Below are 21,392 nucleotides of genomic sequence, written 5' to 3'. Positions count from 1 at the left end.
TAGGGGGAGCGACCAGCCACAACGCACCGGCACCGGCACCGGCACTGGCACGACCGCAGAACCCCCACGGCGCTGAGGCGTCAGTTCAGCATCGCCCGCGCAGCGAACGCCTCTTTCCGCACCCGCTCCGCCGCCCCCTCGTCCACGACCTCCACCAGCTCCGCGTACTCCTCCAACTCCGCGGCCCCGCCCAGGAAATCCCCCCGCCGCACCAGCAACTGCCCTTTCTCGTAGCGCAGCCGGGCCGGATGCGAAGGCACCGCCAACGCCAACTCCACGGCCCACAGAGCGACATCCGACCGCTCAGGACGAGCCGCGGCCCACGACCGGACGTTGTTCAGAATCCGCGTCACCACCTCCAACGGCTCGGCCGGCGTCAGCATCGACGGCTCCAGAGGAGCCCCTGTCGCCCCGGCGACCAGCAGTTCCGCGTCGCCGCCCGACAGCACCCGCCCCCCGTCGAAGGGATCGACGAGCACCTGCCGCTCAAGGTCAGTGGGCGGCCCGAACCCGACCACGAAGTGCCCGGGCAGCGCGACCCCGTACACCGGCGCCCCGGCCCGCCGCGCCACCTCCACCCACACCACCGACAGCAGGATCGGCAGCCCCCGCCGCCGTACCAGCACCTGGTGCAGCAGCGACGACTCCAGCCGGTCGTAGTCCGCGGCGGAGCCGCCGAACCCGTACCCCTCGCCGAGCAGCTCCCGCAGCGCCACCGCCCACGCCCGCGGACCGCCGGGCCGGTACGGCAGCTGCCCCGCCAGCCGGTCCAGCTCGATCTGGGCGGCGTCCAGACCGGCCTCGTCCAGCTCCGGATCGGCCGCCGCGCCGATCAGCAGGCACAGCAGGGCCAGATCGGGCCGCTCGGCCCGCGCCTCCTCGGCGAACCGCCGCCGCACCTCACCGAAGCCGAACCCGGCGTCGAACCCGCTCACGACGACTCCAGCGACGACTCCAGCGAGGGCTCCCGATAGTGGTGGTACGCGTGATGCGCGCCGAAGCCCAGCCCGGCGTACATCGCCCGCGCCCCCGCGTTCTCCGTCTCCACCTGCAGCCAGGCCGCCGACGCCCCCTCCGCGAGCGCCCGCCGGGCCAGCGCGGCCATCACGGTCGTGGCGAGCCCCTTGCGCCGCTGCTCCGGGTCGACCTCGACGGCGGCGAACCCGGCCCACCGCCCGTCCACGACCAGCCGCCCGATCGCGGCCGGAGCCTCGCCGGACGCCCCGGGCACGGAGGCGAACCACACCGACGGCCCCCTCCCGAGCACCTTCAGGGCCACCTCGCTCACCCCCTTGCGCTGATACCGCGCCAGCCATGCCTCGTCGGCCTCCCGGGCCAGCGCCACACCCTCAGCGTCCGCCCGGTCCGCGACCGGCGCCAGCGCGCCGACCCACAGCTCCGCCGTCACCTCACGCACCCACCCGCGCCGCTCCAGCTCCGCGCACAGCAACTCCTGGGCGCCCTCGGCCCCCGTCGCCGTCTGCACATAGGCGGGCAGCCCGCGCTCGCCGTACCAGCGCCGTACGACGTCCAGGGCCGCGTCGAGCGGCACGCCGGGGTCGCCGAGCGGCAGCACCGAGTTGGCGCGCCGGGTGAATCCGGCGGCGGCCCGCAGCTCCCAGGCGCCGAGCCGCTCGCTCTCCACGGGCCGCCACGCCCGCGCGGCGACCCGGGCGAGCTCCTCGTACGAGGCGGCCGGGCCCCGGCGCCGGGCGGGCGCGCCCGGCACGACCTTCCCGGCGACCAGCGAGGACTCGTCAATCAGGGCGGTCTCCCCGCTCTTCCGTGTGATCGTGAGCACACCGGCGTCCCATGATGTGAGAACACCCACCGTGTCGGTGAATTTCCCCTCGGTTACCCCAGGGCTGGTCAGACATCGGACGGAGACACGTTTTCCCACGTCAGCAGTGGTGATACGGACCTCAAGGCGTCCGGCAGACGATATTCCCACTGGTCAGTTCACCCCTCCTGTTCGGATCATGGCCAAGAACGGAGATACTAGAGGCGGGCATCGACGACGCCGCGCTCCCGCGCGCCAGGCGGCGGAGCCTGAGGAGGCCCGCCAGCGCCCTATCGAGGAGGAACGACAGCGTGACCTACGTCATCGCGCAGCCTTGTGTCGACGTGAAGGACAAGGCGTGCATCGAAGAGTGCCCGGTCGACTGTATCTACGAGGGCCAGCGGTCCTTGTACATCCACCCGGACGAATGCGTCGACTGCGGCGCCTGTGAACCGGTCTGCCCGGTCGAGGCCATCTTCTACGAGGACGACACTCCGGAGGAGTGGAAGGACTACTACAAGGCGAACGTCGAGTTCTTCGACGACCTCGGCTCGCCCGGCGGCGCCAGCAAGCTGGGTCTGATCGAGCGCGACCACCCCTTCGTCGCCGCGCTGCCGCCGCAGGCCGAGTAATCCGCATCAGCGGCCCGCACAACGCGCCGCCTCGGTCCCGTACGGCCTGATCACGCCCGATCGCCGTACGGGACCGAGGCGTTTGCCGTACGTACGAAAGTGAGCCCGTAACCGTGTCCTCCGTAGTCTCCGACCGCCTGCCCACCTTCCCCTGGGACAAGCTGGAGCCGTACAAGAAGACGGCCGCAGCGCACCCGGACGGCATCGTCGACCTCTCCGTCGGCACCCCGGTCGACCCGGTGCCCGACCTGATCCAGAAGGCGCTGATCGACGCGGCGGACTCGCCGGGCTATCCCACGGTGTGGGGCACCCCGGCGCTGCGCGACGCGATCACCGGCTGGCTGGAGCGCCGGCTGGGCGCCCGCGAGGTCACCCACCGCCACGTCCTGCCGATCGTCGGCTCCAAGGAGCTCGTGGCCTGGCTGCCGACCCAGCTGGGTCTCGGCCCCGGCGACCGCGTGGCCTACCCGCGCCTGGCCTACCCGACGTACGAGGTCGGCGCCCGCCTGGCCCGCGCCGACCACGAGGTCTACGACGACCCGACGGCCCTGGACCCCGAGGGCCTGAAGCTCCTCTGGCTCAACTCGCCGTCCAACCCGACGGGCCGGGTGCTGGGCAAGGAGGAGCTGACGCGGATCGTCGCCTGGGCCCGCGAGCACGGCGTCCTGCTCTTCTCCGACGAGTGCTACCTGGAGCTGGGCTGGGAGGCCGACCCGGTCTCGGTCCTCCACCCGGACGTCAACGGCGGCTCGTACGAGGGCATCGTCTCCGTGCACTCCCTCTCCAAGCGGTCCAACCTGGCCGGCTACCGGGCGGCGTTCCTGGCGGGCGACCCGGCCGTCCTCGGCCCGCTGCTGGAGATCCGCAAGCACGGCGGCATGATGACGCCGGCGACCACGCAGGCGGCGGTCGTGGCGGCCCTCGGCGACGACGTCCACGTCCGCGAACAGCGCGAGCGCTACGCGGCCCGCCGCGCGTCCCTGCGGGCGGCGCTGATCGGGCACGGCTTCCGCATCGAACACAGCGAGGCCAGCCTCTACCTCTGGGCCACGAGGAACGAGTCCTGCTGGGCCACGGTCGCCCACCTGGCGGACCGAGGCATCCTGGTCGCCCCCGGCGACTTCTACGGCACGGCGGGCGAGCAGTTCGTCCGTGTGGCGTTGACGGCGACGGACGAGCGCGTTCGGGCAGCGGTGGAACGACTGACCTGAGGGGTGCGGGGCTGTATCGATCTGCGGCTCCGCCGCGTGGGCGCGAACAGCCCCCGCCAGCCCGCGGCCGACGGGCAGCGAGAAGGGACCCGGGGCAGCCCCGGGTCCCTTCTCGCTGCGGTGCGGGCGTCTTAGCCCAGCGGCAGGCTCTTCACCGGCAGGGTCTCCGCACCCGGCAGCCCGCCCTTGGCGAGCGAGTCCGTCGGCAGCCCGCCCTTCGTGGCGGTCGACGCGGTGTCCCCGAGGAGGTCCCCGGCGGAGCCCGCCGCCTCGCCTGCCGTCTTCTGCGCCGCCGGCACCGTCATCTTCACGGCCTTGCCGCCGGTCTTGCTCGCGGCCGGCGCCGCCTGCTTGACGGCCTTGCCGCCGGTCTCACCCGCGAGCCCGGTGACGTGCTGCGTCGCGCCGTCGACCGTGTTGCCGACGTTCGCCGTGTCCAGGGCGGTCAGTCCGCCGAGGTTCGGAGCGGCGGGAAGGCTGGGGGCCGCACTGGCGGAGCCGGCCGCACCGACCCCGGCGGCCGCTCCTGCAGCGACGAGCAGCGCGGCACGGGCGATCCGGCGGGTCAGGGGGAGGGACATGATGCTCCTTCGACGGGAGAGAACAAGAACTGTCTGTGACTGACTCACTGACTGGCTGTCTGTCCGGGCCCGGACGCAGTGACTACCGCTCGAAGCCCGCGAAGGTTGCGCACGGCCGACGTAAAGAGTTGGCAATGCGTCGCATTATCGGCTGCGGATAAAAACGGGCAAAAACCGCCCGATGTGAAAGTCCGCCAAACCCTTGAAGCCCTTTGTCCTCAAGGGTTTCGCAGCGCGCGAGGGTGACGGCGCGAAAACCTGAGCACCCGCCCGTCCGAACGGCCCGCACACGACCCGGACGGGTGAGGACCCGTACTACTGAGCGGTGACGATCCGCACGCTGTCGGTGTCGCCGCCCGCCCCCGAGGCCTCGCCGGACGTCCCGGCGGCCTCCGCGGTGGTCGAACCGGTCGCCCGCCACTTGCTGTCGGTGTTCCCGGAGACCCACTCCCGGCCCGCGTACGAGACGCGCTCGATGCGCAGGGCCGAGGCGTTGGCCACCGCCCAGTGCGCGAGCTGCCAGCCGCACTCGCCGGCACTGCGCCCACCGCCGGTGGTGGCCTCGGACACGGGCAGCGTCACGGTCCGCCCGCTCGTCTGGGCGACGGGGGTCTCGGCGCCGGCGGCCGAGGCGTCCTCGGCATCGGACTCCGCCGCACCCGCCTCCTGGCGCGTGGCCCGCCCGAAGTCCCGTGCCAGCGCCGCCCGCACCGCGGCCGGGCCCGTGGCGGTCGTGGCGCCCGCCCGACCGTCGCAGGTCAGCGTGGCCGCCGACGTCCCGGTCAGCGCGGCGGCCAGCACCGTGGCGTCCGGCTCGTGCTTGGCGTACGCCTCCGGGTAGCCGCTGCGCTGCACGCGCTGCGCGGCCACGGTCAACGGGAGCTCGGCGTAGCCGCGCACCTTGGCAAGGTGCTCGTAGAAGATGTTCGCCGCGTACGCCGGGTCCGTGACCTGCTGCTCGGTGCCCCAGCCCTGCGAGGGCCGCTGCTGGAACAGGCCGAGCGAATCACGGTCGCCGTGCGCGAGGTTGCGCAGCCCCGACTCCTGGATGGCGGTCGCGAGCGCGATCGCCACGGCCCGCTCGGGCATGGCCCGGTCGGTGCCGACGGCGGCGATCGTGGCCGCGTTCACCGCCTGCTCGGGCGTGAACTCGTAACTCGTCCCGTTCGCGTCGCCAGAAACGACTCTGCAGCCCGGATCACCGGTGCCGCCGGTGACGTACTGCACGACGACATAACCCGCGACGGCGGACAGGACCACGCAGGCCGCCCCGAAACGAAGGAGGCGGCCGCGGCGCTTGGGGGAAGGGGACGGCTCTGGCACGCGTACAAGGTACTGGAGAGTACTGAGGAGTAGGAGGCAGGTGCGCACAGCGGGGAACAGCGGGACCGCCGACTGGCGCGTTAGGGTCGACGGCATGGCCGACACCCCGCTTGACCTCACGCTGGACGCCGCGCTGCTCACCGCACAGCTCGTGGACCTCCCCTCCGAGAGCGGCACCGAGAAGCCCCTCGCGGACGCCGTCGAGACCGCCCTGCGCGCGCTGCCCCACCTGACGGTGGACCGCTACGGCAACAACGTGGTCGCCCGCACGAACCTGGGCCGTGCGGAGCGCGTGGTCCTCGCCGGGCACATCGACACGGTCCCGATCGCCGACAACGTCCCCTCGCGCCTGGACGAGGACGGGGTCCTGTGGGGCTGCGGCACCTGCGACATGAAGGCGGGCGTCGCGGTCCAGCTGCGCATCGCGGCGACGGTCCCGGCCCCCAACCGCGACCTGACCTTCGTCTTCTACGACAACGAGGAGGTCGCCGCCGACCTCAACGGCCTGAAGCACGTGGCCGAGGCCCGTCCGGAGTGGCTGGCGGGCGACTTCGCGGTGCTCCTCGAACCCTCCGACGGCCAGGTCGAGGGCGGCTGCCAGGGCACCCTGCGGGTCCTGCTGAAGACGAAGGGCGAGCGGTCCCACTCGGCGCGCTCCTGGATGGGCTCCAACGCCATCCACGCGGCGGCCCCGATCCTGGCCCGTCTGGCCGCGTACGAGCCCCGCTACCCGGTCATCGACGGCCTGGAATACCGGGAGGGCCTCAACGCGGTCGGCATCGCCGGCGGAGTGGCCGGCAACGTCATCCCCGACAGCTGCGTCGTCACCGTCAACTTCCGGTACGCGCCGGACCGCAGTGAGGAGGAGGCCGTCGCGCACGTCCGCGAGGTCTTCGCCGACTGCGGAGTGGAGGAGTTCGTCGTCGACGACCACAGCCCCGCCGCCCTGCCCGGCTTGTCCCACCCGGCCGCGGCGGCCTTCATCAAGGCGGTCGGCGGCACCCCGATGCCCAAGTACGGCTGGACGGACGTCAGCCGCTTCTCCGCCCTGGGCGTCCCCGCCGTCAACTACGGCCCCGGCAACCCGCACTTGGCGCACAAGCGGGACGAACGCGTCGAAACAGCGAAGATCCTGGCGGGCGAGGAACGCCTGCGGACCTGGCTGACGGCCTGATCCGCCGGCCCGGCCCGCCAACGCTTCACGGCGGACACGCCGACGTCCCCCGCCCGTAACCCGCGTAGATCTACGCTGAGATGGAACAACCCGCAAGCGGAGGGAGCTCACCATGGCTACAGGCAACCCCGAGGGCAAGAAGCAGCCGCCGGACGAGCAGCGCCTGGGACCGGTCCTCCGCAGGCGGGATCAGGTGCAGGCGAGCACCACGGACCAGCGACTGCTGGACGAACGGGCTCCCTCGGACTGGGTTCACACCGACCCCTGGCGGGTCCTGCGCATCCAGTCGGAGTTCATCGAGGGCTTCGGCACCCTCGCCGAACTCCCCCCGGCCATCAGCGTGTTCGGCTCCGCCCGCACCCCCGTGGACTCCGCGGAGTACGAGGCGGGCGTACGTCTGGGCGGCGCCCTCGTCGACGCCGGGTGGGCCGTCATCACGGGCGGCGGCCCGGGCGCGATGGAGGCGGCCAACAAGGGCGCGAGCGAGGCGGGCGGCGTCTCCGTCGGCCTCGGCATCGAGCTCCCCTTCGAGCAGGGCCTCAACCCGTACGTCGACATCGGCCTGAACTTCCGTTACTTCTTCGTGCGGAAGATGATGTTCGTGAAGTACGCGCAGGGCTTCGTGGTCCTGCCCGGCGGCCTCGGCACCCTCGACGAGCTCTTCGAGGCCCTCACCCTCGTCCAGACCCAGAAGGTCACCCGCTTCCCGATCGTCCTCTTCGGGACCGAGTACTGGGGCGGCCTGATCGACTGGCTGCAGAAGACCCTGGTCGCCCAGGGCAAGGCGGCGGAGAAGGACCTCCTCCTCTTCCATGTCACGGACGACGTGGAAGAGGCGGTGGCCCTGGTTTCCAAGGAGGCGGGCCGCTGACGACGGTCTTCGGTGAGCGCGGCGGGGTTACGCCAGTCCCCGCCGCGCCACCGCCGGAGCCCGGTGGCCGGCGATCGACGCCACCATGTCCAGCACCTGCCGCGTCTCCGCCACCTCGTGCACCCGGTACACCTGCGCCCCCAGCCACGCCGACACGGCCGTGGTCGCCAGGGTCCCCACCACCCGCTCCTTCACCGGCCGGTCCAGCGTCTCCCCGACGAAGTCCTTGTTCGACAGGGACACCAGCACCGGCCACCCCGTCTCCACCATCTCCCCGAGCCTCCGGGTCGCCTCCAGGCTGTGCCGGGTGTTCTTCCCGAAGTCGTGCCCGGGATCGATCATGATCGACTCCCTCGGCACCCCCAGCCCCGCCGCCCGCTCCGCCAGCCCCACGGTCACCCGCAGAATGTCGGCCATGACGTCCTCGTACGTCACCCGGTGCGGACGCGTCCGCGGCTCGGCGCCGCCCGCGTGCGTGCACACCAGCCCGACCCCGTACCGCGCCGCCACCTCCGCCAGCCGAGGATCCACGCCGCCCCACGCGTCGTTCAGGAGATCCGCGCCCGCCTCGCAGACCGCCTCCCCGACCTCGGCCCGCCAGGTGTCCACGCTGATGATCACGTCCGGGAAGCGCCGCCGCACCTCGGCCACGAAGCCGACGGTCCGCCTGGCCTCCTCCTGAGCCGTCACTTCGTCACCGGGCCCGGCCTTCACGCCGCCGATGTCGATGACGGCGGCGCCCTCGGACACCGCCTGCTCCACGCGCGCGAGGGCCGGCTCGTCACGGAAGGTCGCGCCCTGGTCGTAGAAGGAGTCCGGGGTGCGGTTCACGATCGCCATGATCACCGGCTCGTGCGCGCCGAATTCACGCCTGCCCAGCCTGAGCATCCCCTGTGACCTCTCCTAGTCCGGCCTGCACATCCACCGCCTGCGACCCTAGCTGTCGGACCCGCATGGCACGATCGGACCCACACACATCCACTCCGAGCACACCGAGTGTGGGGACCCACCGATGGTTATGTTCTTGTTCCTGGTCATCGCGCTCGCCGTCGTGGTCGCCGCGGTGACCCTCGCCGTGGTGGGCGGCGGCGAGGGCACCGGCCCGCTGCCGGAGGTCGCCCCCGAGCGGCTGCACGACCCGCTGCCCCCGGACCGCCCGGTCGACCGGACCGACATCGACCGCCTCCGCTTCCCGCTGGCCGCCCGCGGCTACCGCATGGCCGACGTGGACGACGCCCTCAGCCGCCTCGCCGCCGAACTCGCCGAGCGCGACGCCCGCATCGCCGACCTGGAGTCCGCCCTGGCCGGCGCCAGGACCCCGGCCGGGCCGCCGCACGTCTCCATGGAGAAGCAGGCCCCGGAGGACCACCAGTGAGCGACGGCGCGGCCCTCGCGGGCGCGGACGGCGCGCTGCGCTGCCCCTGGGCCCTGTCCACACCGGACTACGTGACCTACCACGACGAGGAGTGGGGCCGCCCGGTCCACGGCGACGACGCACTGTTCGAACGCCTGAGCCTGGAGGCCTTCCAGTCCGGCCTGTCCTGGATCACGATCCTGCGCCGCCGCCCCGGCTTCCGCACCGCCTTCGCTGACTTCAAGATCGCCTCGGTCGCCGTCTTCACCGACGAGGACCGCGAGCGCCTGCTCGCCGACCCCGGCATCATCCGCAACCGCGCCAAGATCGACGCCACCCTCGCCAACGCCCGCGTCCTGGCCGAGTGGGCCTCCGGCGACCTGGACGACCTGATCTGGTCCCACGCCCCCGACCCGACCGCCCGCCCGGCCCCGAAAACCCTGGCGGACGTCCCGGCGGTGACGGACGAGTCGACGGCCCTGTCGAAGGCCCTGAAGAAACGGGGACTGCGCTTCGTGGGCCCGACGACGGCGTACGCACTGATGCAGGCGTGCGGGTTGGTCAACGACCACCTGGAGACGTGCGCTGCACGCATCGCCCCGTGAGTCAGCGGCCCAGGTACTTCGGCTTCTCCTTGTTGACGAAGGCCTGCACGGCGATCGCGTGATCCTCGGACGCCCCCGCCCGGCTCTGCAGCTCGTCCTCCTTCTCCAACGTCTCGGAGAGCGAGTGCGAGAACCCGTACGCGACGGCCTCCTTGATCGCCGCGTAGGCGACCGTCGGCCCCTCGGCCAGTGCGCGCGCCACCTTCTCGGCCTCCTCGCGCAGCGCGTCCGCGGGGACGACCCGGTTGGCGATGCCGAGTTCGTACGCGTCCTGGGCCGTGATGCTGCGCGGGAAGAGCAGCAGATCGGCGGCCCGCCCCGGCCCGATCACCCGGGGCAGGGTCCAGGAGACCCCCGAGTCGGCGGTGAGCGCCACCCCCGCGAACGACGTGTTGAAGGACGCCGTGTCGGCCACGACACGGAAGTCCGCGGCGAGCGCGAACCCGAAGCCCGCCCCCGCCGCGACCCCGTTCACCGCGGCGACCACCGGCTTCGGCGCCTCGGTCAGCGCCCGCACGACCGGGTTGTAGTGCTCCTTGACCGTGCTCATGACCTTCCCGGAGCCTTCGGCCAGCAGCCCGATGTGCTCCTTGAGGTCCTGCCCCACGCAGAACGCCCGCTCACCGGCCGCCGTCAGCAGCACGGCCCGTACGGCGTCGTCGGTCACGGCGGACCGGACCGCCTCCCGGAGGGCGGCCTTGGTGGCGATGTTCAGCGCGTTCATCGCCTCGGGGCGGTTCAGCGTGATCGTCGCGAGCCCGTCGCTCACCTCGTAGAGCACGGTGTCGGCCATGGCGTATCCCCTCCGTGTCGCGGCTCCGACGTACTACTGGTCAGTACGTCCGGTGTACGAGGACAGCATGGCGGAGATCGTCGTCCGAGGACCGGACCCGGCGTGTGACCTGCGTCAAAGAATTCGGGACGGTTTCCGGTGCGTGGAAGTCCGTGCGGGCGCGCAGTATCGCAGTCACATCGCCGAATTGAGTGGTTTTGCTCGCGCGCGTTGCCCAAGCGATGCCGACTGATGTTGGTCATCGGGTCCTGAGATGCGGGATAATGGCCTGGAAGCAATGTGTTCGATGCCGGTGTCGTGTGTCCCACGCTGGACCGCGGCTGCCCTCCATGGGCCGTCGGCTTTGGCGATGAGCTGGTTTCAGGAAGGGGAACGAGCATGGCGGCCATGAAGCCGCGAACGGGTGATGGCCCGCTCGAGGTGACCAAGGAGGGGCGGGGCATCGTCATGCGCGTTCCGCTCGAAGGCGGCGGTCGACTCGTCGTCGAGCTGACCCCTGACGAGGCCGACGCACTCGGCGACGCCCTCAAGAAGGTCGTCGGCTGACGCGCAAGCGACCCCACTCTTTCAATCGCTCCGGCAGCCGTGAGGATGCCGGAGCGATTGGTTTGTCAGGTTTCCGGGCTTTTCCGCGGTTGACCGGCGCCGCCTGGCCCGAAAGGCCCAAAGCCGGACCGCGGCCTCAGCGCTTGACCGCGCACAGCAGCCCGTCGCCCACCGGCAGCAGGGAAGGCACCAGCTCCTGGCTCTCCCGCACCGCCCGCAACAGCTCCCGGATCCTTATGACCTCCGTCGGCTGCGGACCGGAGTCGACCGTGCGGCCGTTGGCGAAGACGCCCTCGAAGACGACAAGCCCGCCCGGGCGCAGCAGGCGCAACGATTCAGCGAGGTACTCCAGAAGCTCCAGCCGGTCGCCGTCACAGAAGACGAGGTCGTAGCCGGCGTCCGCGAGGCGGGGCAGGACGTCGAGCGCCCGGCCCGGAATGAACCGGGCCCGGTTGCTGGCGAAGCCACAGGCACGGAAGGCCTGCCGGGCGAACTGCTGGTGTTCCGGCTCGGGGTCGACGGTCGTCAGGACGCCGTCCGGACGCATCCCGTACAGCAGGTGGATCCCGGAGACGCCGGTCCCGGTGCCGATCTCGGCGACCGCTTTCGCGTCCACGGTGGCGGCGAGCATCCGCAGCGCGGCGCCCGTGCTGGGCGACACCGAGCGCAGCCCTGCCTCACGGGCCCGGTCACGGGCCCAGAGCAGCGCTTCGTCCTCGGCGGCATAGGCGTCGGCGAACGCCCAGCTTGCCTGCCGGTTGCCGGTAATGACCCTCTCCTGTCCCCGTGGTTGCCTCGGCGTGACTGTATCCGTTGCCGCCGGGAACCCGCAGATGGGACCGGGCGTTTGAAGGGGTGGGAACGCCGACGGGGGGACACAGTTGGATCACGATGAGGGACCGGGCGTCGAGCAAGTGCTGACGCAGCAGCATGAGCCGTCCCAGCACAGATCAATTTCTCGTAAAACCGCTTATCCGGAGCTAACGGGCGAGGTGGCTATGGTAGGGGCTCCACTGGACACCACCAGAGCCGACAGGGGAGGTGCGGCCGCGCCTGTGCATCAGGGAGGAGCGCTGCGGCGCCTTCTCAGGTCGGCGGGCAGGCCGAAATCCGTGAACGACACCGCTGCTGACTCCAGCCACGCCGCCGGCACCGCCGGCCGCGCCCAGACCGCGACCTTCTCCACCGACGCGGACGGGCAGGCATGGACTCCGCCCACGTGGGAGGAGATCGTCAGCATGCACAGCGGCCGGGTCTACCGGCTCGCCTACCGTCTGACCGGCAACCAGCACGACGCCGAGGACCTCACCCAGGAGGTCTTCGTCCGCGTCTTCCGCTCCCTGTCGACGTACACGCCGGGCACCTTCGAGGGCTGGCTGCACCGCATCACCACCAACCTCTTCCTGGACATGGTCCGCCGCAAGCAGCGCATCCGCTTCGACGCGCTGGGCGACGACGCGGCCGAGCGGCTGCCCAGCAAGGAGCCCACCCCGCAGCAGGTCTTCAACGACGCCCACTTCGACGCCGACGTCCAGCAGGCCCTCGACACCCTCGCGCCCGAGTTCCGCGCCGCGGTCGTCCTGTGCGACATCGAAGGCCTCTCCTACGAGGAGATCGCCGCGACCCTCGGCGTCAAGCTGGGCACGGTCCGCTCGCGGATCCACCGCGGCCGTTCGCAGCTGCGCAAGGCGCTCGCGCACCGCGCGCCCGACGCGCGCGCCGAGCGCCGCCCCTTCGCGGCCCGCGTTCCCGCTCTGGGAGGAGGGGGCGCGACCGCGTGAGTGAATCCCGGAACAACGCAGCCGAGAGGCTCCTCGCGGAGCAGCACCTCGGAGACCGGCTCTCGGCCCTGGTGGACGGCGAGCTCGGTCATGACACCCGCGAGCGGGTACTGGCGCATGTGGCGACCTGCCCGAAGTGCAAGTCGGAGGTCGACGCGCAGCGCCGGCTGAAGAACGTCTTCGCGGAAGTCGCCCCGCCGGCCCCCTCCGAGAGCTTCCTGGCCCGTCTCCAGGGGCTCCCCGGGGGTGATCCGGACGGCGACGGCTCGCCGTTCGGCGGGGGCGCGGGGGGAGGCTTCGCCGACGGAGTCTTCGGAGTAAGAGGACCCAGACGGGACGAGCCGTTCGAGTTCGGCTATGTACCGGCCCGTGATCACGGCTCCGTCCTGTCACCGTCCCCGGCCTCGGACCGGGGCTTCCGCATCCACCCCGTCGGCCGTGGCGGCGACCGCCATGACACCGAGCGGTCGCGGAGCATGCGGTTCGCGTTCGTCGCCGCCGGCGCGGTGTCGCTGGCCGCGATCGCGCTGGGCGGCATGACCACCGTCGCACCGGTCGACACGACCGCGGACGGTCGCGCCGGCTCGGGCAACGGGAGCAACGTGACACCGGCCCGCACCCCGAGCACGGGCTCCTCGGCGACAACGGACAGCCAGCGGCGCCGTGCCGTGGGTCCCCTGCTCTCCCAGGGCGGCCAGTCCGGCGACAGCCCGGTGGCCCCGACCGAGGTCTCCGCGCCGCTGCTGCCGGGCGTGCCCACGCCTGCCGGCGACCGGGGCGAGCAGGCACTGCACCGGCTCACCAGCCCCATGGTGGCCGGCGCGGCGGCGATGTCCCCGCTGATACGTCCGCTCGGCGCGATCCCGCCGGTGGCCCTGACCTCCTGGACCACCCCACCCGAGATCACCGGCCTCGGACTGCTCACCGCGCCCGCCCCCGACAGCACCTCCGCTCCGTCCCCTTCGTCCTCCCCTTACTCGCAGCGCACCCGCTGACCGGGGCCCTGCGCCGCTCCGCCGCGAACCTGGTTGAATCCGGGGTGGACCGCGCCCTGCCAGGCAGCCGGGCGTGAAGGCGGAGTTCGCCGGGCCGGGTGCCGTGGCGGGGGGAGTGTGGGGGAGAGCATGGACGAGGGGAAGCCCACGAGGGCGAAGTGGTGGAGCCGGCCTCGACCGCAGTCATCCCGGACACCCGAGGGCGACTTCGAACTGGCCGACCCGGCGCCGAGCGGACAGAACAGCCCGGCGGATCCTGCGGACACAGCAGACACAGCAGACACAGCAGCGGGACCCGCCACCGGCTCCGGCCCGGCCGACGCTACCCACGCCCCCAGCGACGCCGACTCCGACCTGTCCTCCGGCCCGGCCGACGCTACCCACGCCCCCAGCAACGACGGCGACTACGAACTGAGCCGCCCGACAAGCACGACGATCCCCCAAGCGGATCTGGGGGACCCGGGGGTCCCGGCGAACCTGGCCGGCTCCGCGGTCTCGGCGGACGGGGATGTCCTGGCAGACCCCGCAGTCTCGGCGGTCTCGGCGGTCTCGGGGGACGGGGATGTCCTCGCGGACCCGGGAGCCCCGGCGAACCTGGCCCGGTCCGCGGTCTCGGCGGACCGGGATGTTCCGGCGGACCCAGCAGCCTCGGCGGTCTCGGGGATCCCGGCGGACCCCGCAATCTCGGCGGACCTGGGCGCCTCGGGGGCCCCGGCGAACCCGGCTGGCTCCGAGGTCTCGGCGGACCCGGCGGTCTCGGGGGACCCGGCAGTCTCGGGGGACCCGGCAGTCTCGGCGAGCCTGGCCGTCTCTGAGTTCTCGGGGGACCCCGCGATCTCGGTGGATCCGGCGGTCTCGGCGGACCCCGCAGTCCCACCGGTCTTGGCGGACCTGGCCGTTTCTGAGGTTTCGGCGGGCCCGGCCGTTCCGGGGGGCTCGGCTGGTTCGGATGTTGTGGGGGACGTCGTTGGCTTTGACGGGCCGGTGGTGGCCAGTTCGGGTGTTCATGCAGACGCGGGCTTCTCGGCCGACGTGGGGGCCGCTGCGCCGTCCGTCGGGGAGGGGCGGCCCAAGCCGCTGCATGACCCGGACCCTTACAGCACACCGCCGTACGGCGAGCCTGGGCCTTGGGCGCTCGCGCCGCCCGTTCAGCACCCGGCGGCGACCATACCGCCGGCGGGCCAGGCTGACGCCTTGCCTCCTCTCGGGCCGGTAGGCGAGCCTGGGCCTTGGGCGCTCGCGCCGCCCGTTCAGCACCCGGCGGCGACCATACCGCCGGCCAGTCAGGCCGACGCCTTGCCTCCTCTCGGGCCGGTAGGCGAGCCTGGGCCTTGGGCGCTCGCGCCGCCCGTTCAGCACCCGGCGGCGACCATGCCGCCGGCCGGCCAGGCCGACACCGCACCTGCCCTCGGGCCGGTAGCCGACGCCGGCCCGAGTCTTGGCCCTCTCCCGGCTTCCCCGCCTCCGACCAGCCCCACGCCCTGGCACCGGTACGACCCCTGGTCGCCCACCCCCTTTGCCGGAGCGCCTCTGCCCGGGGCCGCCGCTGCCCAAGGGCCCCCGCCCGGCGGGCTCGTGGGCGGGCCCCTTCAGCAGGCCGGTGTGCACGTGCTCAGCGCGGCCGAGCGGCGCAGGCAGGTGCGGCGCAGGCTGGTCGGGGGCGCGCTGGCCGTCGCGTTGGTGTCAGGGGGCCTCGGCGGCGCCGTGGGGGCCTATCTGGAGCGCAACGGCGGGCTCAACGGGGTCCAGCTGCCGCAGGCCTCCGCCGAGCCCACCGGGCGGGCCGCGGACAGCGTGGCCGGGATCGCCGCGCGGGCCCTGCCCAGCGTCGTCACGCTGCACGTCAGCGGCGGCGACGAGTCCGGCACCGGCACCGGCTTCGTGCTCGACTCGGTCGGCTACATCCTCACCAACAACCACGTAGTCGAGCCCGCCGGAAGCAACGGCGAGATCACCGTCGTCTTCAACGGCGGCACGACCGCCAAGGCCGAGGTCGTCGGCCGGGACAGCGGCTACGACCTCGCCGTGGTGCGGGTGACCGGGGTGAAGGGGCTGAAGCCCCTCTACCTCGGCAACTCCGACAACGTCCAGGTCGGCGACCCGGTCGTCGCCATCGGCGCCCCCTTCGACCTCGAGGGCACCGTCACCTCGGGCATCATCAGCGCGAAGGAACGGCCCATCACCGCCGGCGGCGGCAGCGGCGACGGCAGCGACGTGTCGTACGTCGACGCCCTGCAGACCGACGCGCCGATCAACCCCGGCAACTCCGGCGGGCCCCTCCTCGACAAGCAGGGCCATGTCATCGGCATCAACTCCGCCATCCGCTCCGCCGCCGACGGCAGCGACTCCGGCACCGCCCAGGCCGGTTCGATCGGCCTCGGCTTCGCCATCCCGATCAACCAGGGCAAGCGCGTCGCCGAGGAGCTCATCAACACCGGCAAGGCGACCCACCCGGTCATCGGCATCACCCTCGACCTGGACTACGCGGGCGACGGCGCCCGCGTCGGCACCGGCGGCGCCGACGGCGGGGCCCCGGTCACCGCGGGCGGCCCCGGCGACCGGGCAGGCATCCGCGCCGGGGACGTCATCACGGAGGTCGACGGCCAGCGCGTCCACTCCGGTGAGGAGCTGATCGTCAAGACCCGTGCCCACCGCCCGGGCGACCGGCTGGAACTGACCGTCGAGCGCGGCGGAGCGCAACGCACCCTCACACTGGTCCTCGGTTCGTCAGGCGCCGGCTGAGGTCCGGCATCCCCACGATTGACAGAAACGTCACAGGTCGGACGCCGAAACCCGGCTCCACAAGGCAAACAACGCGGAAAACCGGTCGCGTACACCTACTCGGACGCCCCGGGACGGTACCGGTCGGACAGGTGCGACAGGTACCGTGGACCCGGCCCGGACCACGGAAGACCCGAACTTGACCACTGAGGGCCGAGGGCCGAGGACCGCGGACATCGCAAGGAGCTTCAGGTGTTCAATGACATAGGACCGCTCGAGCTGGTGACGATCATCGTCCTGGCCGTGCTCGTCTTCGGTCCGGACAAGCTCCCGAAGGTCATCCAGGACGTGATGCGCACCGTCCGGAAGATCCGAGAGTTCTCGGAGAGCGCCAAGGCGGACATCCGCACCGAACTCGGCCCGGAGTTCAAGGACTTCGAGTTCGAGGACCTCAACCCCAAGACGTTCATCCGCAAGCAGTTGGACAACGACGAGCTGGGGCTGAAGGAGATCCGCAACGGCTTCGACCTGAAGAAGGAGATGGCGGAGGTCACGGACGCGGTCCACAGCCGCGACACCGACGCCTCCTCCTCTTCGTCCTCGGGCTCTTCGTCCTCGGGTTCTTCCTCCTCGGACGGCGGTCGCATCGACATGACCAAGAAGCCCGAGGAGCCCGGCAAGGACGACCGGCCGCCGTTCGACGCGGACGCCACCTGAGTCACCCGCGCCCCCCGATGTGAGGGGGCGCACGCTCCACGCGCCGGGCGGTTTCCCGGCAGCCCGGAGCGGGGTGGCTATGCTGCCTGGTTGTTGTGCGGAGCGGACGAGTACGCCCGAAGGGGGGCGGGCCGGTCGCTCCGTCGAGAACGAGGAGGCGTCCGGGCACATGGAGACGACGAGTCGGGCAGTCGCGCAGACGCCGGCCGCGGAGGGCGGACAACAGGTCCCCTCCGCCCGGCGTACGGTCGACGGCTACCTGGAGGCACCCTTCCCCTGGTACGGCCTCGACGAGGCCTTCACGGGGCCGCGCTGGCTGATGCAGGTGGGCACGGCGGCCGACGGGGCCGTGGAGCACGGTTCCATCGGACACGGTGACGAGCCCTCCGTACGACACGAGACGGCCGGCGAGGACCGCGGGAAGTTCGCGGTCGTCGTGACCGTCGCCGCGAACCCCGTGCGGCGCAGCGCGGACGGCACGGGCCTGCTGGAGGCCACCTCGGTGTCCTCGGCGGCCTGGCTCGCGGGCGTGGGCCTGCTGTCCTTCACCTGGCCGGGCCAGATGGACCACAGCCTGCGCGACGACTGGCTGGACCAGCAGACCGAGACGGCCTGGGTCCTCGCCGACGATCTCGCGGGCTCGGACTGGTCGACGCTGTCCCTGCCGGTCGACGGCGTGCCGACCTCGTTCCACTACCGCGAGTCCGAGTTCGGCTGGGTGCTGGCCGGCTCGACGCGGGAAGGGGTGCACGTGGGGGCGTACGGGAGGGGCATGAGCGCGTACGGCCTCGGCTTCGCCATGATCAAGGACATCGAGGCATACGCCTGATCAGGCACGCGACCCTGTACGACAGCGGGGGCGCCGTCCATGGCGGACGGCGCCCCCGCTGTCGCACGAAGGACGGGCCTGCGACCGGCCTGCGACCGGCCTGGAACGGGCCTAGGTCGTGTCCGCAAAGTCCCGCCTGGCTCGCGACGCCCGGCACGCCCGCTCGCCGCGTTGTCGGGATCGCCCACGTACACCCGGTACGAGGGTGACCCTCCGCCTTGCGATCGCACGCACCGGACGCCGCGAGCCCTGCCCTCCGGGCAGCCGGCGCTACTTTGCGGACACGATTTAGAACTTGTTGCGCGGGGTGATCCCCAGCGACAGCCCCGACAGGCCGCGCTGGCGTCCTCCCAGCTTGCCCGCGATCGCGCGCAGGGCGGAGCCCGCCGGGGAGTCGGGGTCGGTCAGGACGACCGGCTTGCCCTCGTCGCCGCCCTCGCGCAGGCGGACGTCGATCGGGATGGAGCCGAGGACCGGGACGTTCGCGCCGGTCGTGCGGGTCAGGCCGTCGGCCACGCTCTGGCCGCCGCCCGTGCCGAAGACGTCGACCATCTCGCCGCAGTGCGGGCAGGGCAGGCCGGACATGTTCTCGACCACGCCGACGATCTTCTGGTGCGTCTGCACGGCGATGGAGCCCGCCCGCTCGGCCACCTCGGCCGCCGCCTGCTGAGGCGTCGTCACGACCAGGATCTCCGCGTTCGGGACCAGCTGGGCCACCGAGATCGCGATGTCGCCGGTGCCCGGCGGGAGGTCCAGCAGCAGCACGTCCAGGTCGCCCCAGTACACGTCCGCCAGGAACTGCTGGAGCGCCCGGTGCAGCATCGGGCCGCGCCACACGACCGGGGCGTTGCCCGGGGTGAACATGCCGATGGAGATGACCTTCACGCCGTTCGCCGACGGCGGCATGATCATGTTCTCGACCTGGGTCGGACGGCCGTCGGCGCCCAGCATGCGCGGCACGCTGTGGCCGTAGATGTCGGCGTCGACGACGCCCACCTTGAGGCCGTCGGCCGCCATCGCCGCCGCCAGGTTCACCGTCACCGAGGACTTGCCGACGCCGCCCTTGCCGGACGCGACCGCGTACACGCGGGTGAGGGAGCCGGGCTTGGCGAAGGGGACCTCGCGCTCGGTCTGGCCGCCGCGCAGGGCGCTCGCCAGCTCCTTGCGCTGCTCGTCGCTCATCACGTCGAGGGTGACGTCGACGCGGGTGACGCCCTCGACGGCCGAGACCGCGTCGGTCACGCGCTGCGTGATGGTCTCGCGCATCGGGCAGCCGGAGACCGTCAGGTACACGGTGACCGCGACCGCCCCGTCCGCGCCGATCTCCACCGACTTCACCATCCCGAGTTCGGTGATGGGCCGGTTGATCTCGGGGTCGTTCACCGTCGCCAGTGCCTCGCGCACCGCGTCTTCGCTAACCATAGGTCGATGGTACGGCCCGGTAGCCTGGCCCCGGAAAGCCCGTCACCGGTCGTCTACGTCACGTCCCCGCGACCGTTCTGCCGGGAATACGGCATGTTCGCGGTGCCCGTCCCGCCGATCCTCCAGCTCCTTGACCATGTCCTGCAGCTCCGAGCGGATCCAGTCCCGGGTGGCGACCTCGCCCAGGCCGATCCGCAGGGAGGCGATCTCCCTGGTCAGGTACTCGGTGTCGGCGATGGACCGCTCGTTCTGCTTGCGGTCCTGCTCCAGGTTGACCCGGTCGCGGTCGTCCTGCCGGTTCTGCGCGAGCAGGATCAGCGGGGCCGCGTAGGAGGCCTGGAGCGACAGCATCAGGGTCAGGAAGATGAACGGGTAGTTGTCGAAGCGCAGGTCGCGCGGGGCGAAGATGTTCCACAGCACCCAGACGATGATGACGATCGTCATCCAGACGATGAACCGCCCGGTGCCCAGGAACCGTGCGATGCGCTCCGACAGCCGTCCGAAGGCCTCCGGGTCCCACTCGGGCAGCAGCCGCCGCCGGGGCGGGCGCGGCTGGTCCAGCCGGGCGCGGGGACGGCTGGTCGCCGTGGCGCCGGCCGGGGTGCGGTTGTGGGGTGCGCCGGCCGTCGGGGTGCGCTCGCCGCGCCCGCTCTCACGCTCGGGAGTCATGCGGACCCGCCCCTTCGCCGTCCGTCCCGCCGCCGGCGCCGTCCTCGGCGAGGTGGAACTCCGTCTCCCGCCAGTCCTCCGGCAGCATGTGGTCCAGGACGTCGTCCACGGTCACGGCGCCGAGCAGCGACCCCGCCTCGTCCACGACGGGCGCCGCGACCATGTCGTAGGTCGCGAAGAACCCGGCGACGACCGGCAGCGCCGCGTCCGGCGCGAGAGTCTGCAGATCCTCGTCGAGGAGCGCGCTGACCAGCGTGTACGGCGGATCGCGCAGCAGGCGCTGGAAGTGGACCGTGCCGAGGTACTTGCCGGTCGGCGTCTCGTCGGGCGGGCGGCAGACGTAGACCTGGGCGGCGAGGGCGGGGGAGAGGTCGGGGTTGCGCACCCGCGCGAGGGCGTCGGCGACGGTGGAGTCGGGGCGCAGGACGATCGGCTCGGTGGTCATCAGCCCGCCCGCGGTGTGCTCCTCGTACGCCATCAGGCGCCGCATGTCGGCGGCGTCGGCGGGTTCCATCAGGCTCAGCAGCCGCTCCTGGTCCGCCGTCGGCAGCTCGGCGAGCAGGTCGGCCGCGTCGTCGGGGTCCATGGCCTCCAGGACGTCCGCGGCGCGCTCCTCCTTCAGCTTGCCGAGGATCTCGATCTGGTCGTCCTCCGGGAGCTCCTCCAGGACGTCGGCGAGCCGGTCGTCGTCGAGGGCGGCGGCGACCTCGGCGCGCCGCTTCGACGACAGGTGGTGCAGCACATTGGCGAGGTCGGCCGGACGCAGCTGCTCGAAGGTGGCGAGGAGGCTCTCCGCGCCCTGCCCGTGCTCCTCCAGCGAGAACCCGGTGACGGCCGACCACTCCACCGTCAACGTCTCGCCCCTGGCCCGCCGGAAGGCGCTCGCCTTCCGGCCCTTGCGCACGAAGACGCGGTCGATCTCCCAGTCCCGGCGGGCCGGCAGCTGCCGCAGCGACACGTCGAGGACGGTGACTTCCTCTCCCGGCTGCCCGGCCTCGACGAGGCTGACGCGCCGGTCCAGCAGTTCGCCGAAGACGAGCCGCTCGGTGGGCCGCTGCTCGAAGCGCCGGACGTTGACCACGCCGGTGGTGATGACCTGGCCGGACTCGATGCCGGTCACCCGGGTCATGGGCAGGAAGATGCGGCGCCGCGTGGACAGTTCGACGACCAGCCCGAGCACCCTCGGGGGCCGCCGCCCGACGCGCAGCATGACGACCAGATCGCGCACGCGCCCCACCTGGTCGCCGTTCGGGTCGAAGACGGGGACGCCGGCGAGGTGCGACACGAAGATCCGCGGTGTGCCCGCTGCCATGTCCGCACCTCCGTCCTTTTCCCAATTGCCCGCTCGTGCGGGCTTCAGGCTAGCCCGTCCCGATCGGAGACGCCCT

General features: G+C 72.2%; 22 protein-coding genes. 12 read left to right on the top strand and 10 right to left on the bottom strand.

The genetic code is table 11. The features are described from left to right. Positions 1 to 80: 80 nt before the first annotated feature. Together ACIBAF_RS15840 and ACIBAF_RS15835 are read right to left on the bottom strand one after the other, a co-directional pair. Positions 81 to 935 (bottom strand): tetratricopeptide repeat protein, encoded by an 855-nt coding sequence (locus ACIBAF_RS15840; RefSeq protein ID WP_399463778.1) that lies wholly within the window; start codon positions 933 to 935, stop codon positions 81 to 83. Then, positions 932 to 1,951 (bottom strand): GNAT family N-acetyltransferase, encoded by a 1,020-nt coding sequence (locus ACIBAF_RS15835; protein ID WP_399463777.1) that lies wholly within the window; start codon positions 1,949 to 1,951, stop codon positions 932 to 934. Before ACIBAF_RS15835 ends, ACIBAF_RS15840 begins: the two co-directional genes overlap by 4 nt. Before the next feature lie 140 nt (positions 1,952 to 2,091). Between ACIBAF_RS15835 and fdxA the strand changes: the two genes are divergently transcribed. Both fdxA and ACIBAF_RS15825 read left to right on the top strand, forming a co-directional pair. Continuing rightward, complete coding sequence (gene fdxA, locus ACIBAF_RS15830; RefSeq protein ID WP_079659886.1) at positions 2,092 to 2,412, top strand: ferredoxin; 321 nt, start codon at positions 2,092 to 2,094, stop codon at positions 2,410 to 2,412. 113 nt (positions 2,413 to 2,525) lie between these two features. Then, positions 2,526 to 3,623: a bifunctional succinyldiaminopimelate transaminase/glutamate-prephenate aminotransferase gene (locus ACIBAF_RS15825; RefSeq protein WP_399463776.1), complete on the top strand. Its 1,098-nt coding sequence runs from the start codon at positions 2,526 to 2,528 to the stop codon at positions 3,621 to 3,623. Between the two features lie 131 nt (positions 3,624 to 3,754). Here ACIBAF_RS15825 and ACIBAF_RS15820 read toward each other — a convergent pair whose 3' ends face one another. Then, a complete protein-coding gene (locus ACIBAF_RS15820) occupies positions 3,755 to 4,204 on the bottom strand; it encodes an ATP-binding protein (RefSeq protein WP_399463775.1) in 450 nt (149 codons plus the stop codon). 315 nt (positions 4,205 to 4,519) lie between these two features. After that, positions 4,520 to 5,527: a heavy metal transporter gene (locus tag ACIBAF_RS15815; protein ID WP_399463774.1), complete on the bottom strand. Its 1,008-nt coding sequence runs from the start codon at positions 5,525 to 5,527 to the stop codon at positions 4,520 to 4,522. 94 nt (positions 5,528 to 5,621) lie between these two features. Between ACIBAF_RS15815 and dapE the strand changes: the two genes are divergently transcribed. Then, on the top strand, positions 5,622 to 6,701 hold the full coding sequence (dapE, locus tag ACIBAF_RS15810; protein ID WP_399463773.1) for a succinyl-diaminopimelate desuccinylase: 1,080 nt from the start codon (positions 5,622 to 5,624) through the stop codon (positions 6,699 to 6,701). 112 nt (positions 6,702 to 6,813) lie between these two features. Continuing rightward, entirely contained in the window at positions 6,814 to 7,572 is a 759-nt protein-coding gene (locus ACIBAF_RS15805) for a TIGR00730 family Rossman fold protein (RefSeq protein WP_399463772.1), read from the top strand. Positions 7,573 to 7,599: 27 nt separating this feature from the next. Here ACIBAF_RS15805 and folP read toward each other — a convergent pair whose 3' ends face one another. Next, positions 7,600 to 8,460, bottom strand: a complete 861-nt coding sequence (gene folP / locus ACIBAF_RS15800) for a dihydropteroate synthase (protein WP_399463771.1) — start codon at positions 8,458 to 8,460, stop codon at positions 7,600 to 7,602. 130 nt (positions 8,461 to 8,590) lie between these two features. Here folP and ACIBAF_RS15795 point away from each other — a divergent pair, with 130 nt between their 5' ends. Together ACIBAF_RS15795 and ACIBAF_RS15790 are read left to right on the top strand one after the other, a co-directional pair. Further along, on the top strand, positions 8,591 to 8,947 hold the full coding sequence (locus tag ACIBAF_RS15795; protein WP_399463814.1) for a DivIVA domain-containing protein: 357 nt from the start codon (positions 8,591 to 8,593) through the stop codon (positions 8,945 to 8,947). Next, complete coding sequence (locus ACIBAF_RS15790) at positions 8,944 to 9,531, top strand: DNA-3-methyladenine glycosylase I (RefSeq protein WP_399463770.1); 588 nt, start codon at positions 8,944 to 8,946, stop codon at positions 9,529 to 9,531. Before ACIBAF_RS15795 ends, ACIBAF_RS15790 begins: the two co-directional genes overlap by 4 nt. A gap of 1 nt (position 9,532) precedes the next feature. On the opposite strand, the gene ACIBAF_RS15785 is transcribed toward ACIBAF_RS15790, so the two are convergent. Then, positions 9,533 to 10,324, bottom strand: a complete 792-nt coding sequence (locus ACIBAF_RS15785) for an enoyl-CoA hydratase/isomerase family protein (RefSeq protein ID WP_399463769.1) — start codon at positions 10,322 to 10,324, stop codon at positions 9,533 to 9,535. A gap of 378 nt (positions 10,325 to 10,702) precedes the next feature. Between ACIBAF_RS15785 and ACIBAF_RS15780 the strand changes: the two genes are divergently transcribed. Further along, a complete protein-coding gene (locus ACIBAF_RS15780; RefSeq protein ID WP_003966491.1) occupies positions 10,703 to 10,870 on the top strand; it encodes a DUF3117 domain-containing protein in 168 nt (55 codons plus the stop codon). A gap of 136 nt (positions 10,871 to 11,006) precedes the next feature. On the opposite strand, the gene ACIBAF_RS15775 is transcribed toward ACIBAF_RS15780, so the two are convergent. Beyond that, positions 11,007 to 11,705 carry an O-methyltransferase gene (locus ACIBAF_RS15775; RefSeq protein WP_079659873.1) on the bottom strand — a complete coding sequence of 233 codons (699 nt, stop codon included), beginning with the start codon at positions 11,703 to 11,705 and terminating at the stop codon, positions 11,007 to 11,009. Between the two features lie 163 nt (positions 11,706 to 11,868). Between ACIBAF_RS15775 and sigE the strand changes: the two genes are divergently transcribed. From sigE to ACIBAF_RS15750, 5 genes are all read left to right on the top strand, one after another. Then, positions 11,869 to 12,651 (top strand): RNA polymerase sigma factor SigE, encoded by a 783-nt coding sequence (sigE, locus tag ACIBAF_RS15770; RefSeq protein WP_399463768.1) that lies wholly within the window; start codon positions 11,869 to 11,871, stop codon positions 12,649 to 12,651. Further along, entirely contained in the window at positions 12,648 to 13,646 is a 999-nt protein-coding gene (locus ACIBAF_RS15765) for a zf-HC2 domain-containing protein (protein WP_399463767.1), read from the top strand. The genes sigE and ACIBAF_RS15765 overlap by 4 nt, the downstream gene beginning before the upstream one ends. Before the next feature lie 1,032 nt (positions 13,647 to 14,678). Further along, the gene (locus ACIBAF_RS15760; RefSeq protein WP_399463766.1) at positions 14,679 to 16,388 is read left to right on the top strand and encodes a trypsin-like peptidase domain-containing protein; all 1,710 of its coding nucleotides are present in this window, start codon (positions 14,679 to 14,681) and stop codon (positions 16,386 to 16,388) included. Positions 16,389 to 16,619: 231 nt separating this feature from the next. After that, complete coding sequence (locus ACIBAF_RS15755; protein WP_399463764.1) at positions 16,620 to 17,084, top strand: sec-independent translocase; 465 nt, start codon at positions 16,620 to 16,622, stop codon at positions 17,082 to 17,084. A gap of 169 nt (positions 17,085 to 17,253) precedes the next feature. After that, positions 17,254 to 17,913 (top strand): hypothetical protein, encoded by a 660-nt coding sequence (locus tag ACIBAF_RS15750; protein ID WP_399463763.1) that lies wholly within the window; start codon positions 17,254 to 17,256, stop codon positions 17,911 to 17,913. Positions 17,914 to 18,201: 288 nt separating this feature from the next. On the opposite strand, the gene ACIBAF_RS15745 is transcribed toward ACIBAF_RS15750, so the two are convergent. The 3 genes from ACIBAF_RS15745 to ACIBAF_RS15735 are packed head-to-tail and all read right to left on the bottom strand — an operon-like array spanning position 18,202 to position 21,316. After that, positions 18,202 to 19,335, bottom strand: coding sequence for an Mrp/NBP35 family ATP-binding protein (locus ACIBAF_RS15745; protein WP_399463762.1), 1,134 nt, complete (start codon positions 19,333 to 19,335; stop codon positions 18,202 to 18,204). 42 nt (positions 19,336 to 19,377) lie between these two features. Next, entirely contained in the window at positions 19,378 to 20,004 is a 627-nt protein-coding gene (locus tag ACIBAF_RS15740; RefSeq protein WP_399463761.1) for a DUF1003 domain-containing protein, read from the bottom strand. Then, a complete protein-coding gene (locus tag ACIBAF_RS15735; protein WP_399463760.1) occupies positions 19,988 to 21,316 on the bottom strand; it encodes a magnesium transporter MgtE N-terminal domain-containing protein in 1,329 nt (442 codons plus the stop codon). Before ACIBAF_RS15735 ends, ACIBAF_RS15740 begins: the two co-directional genes overlap by 17 nt. Positions 21,317 to 21,392 lie beyond the last annotated feature (76 nt).

The sequence above is a fragment of the Streptomyces sp. NPDC051677 genome (assembly GCF_044453465.1).
Classification (GTDB): domain Bacteria; phylum Actinomycetota; class Actinomycetes; order Streptomycetales; family Streptomycetaceae; genus Streptomyces.
The sequence above is the reverse complement of the archived record's forward strand: the minus strand, read 5'-3'. Positions and strand labels throughout refer to the sequence as shown.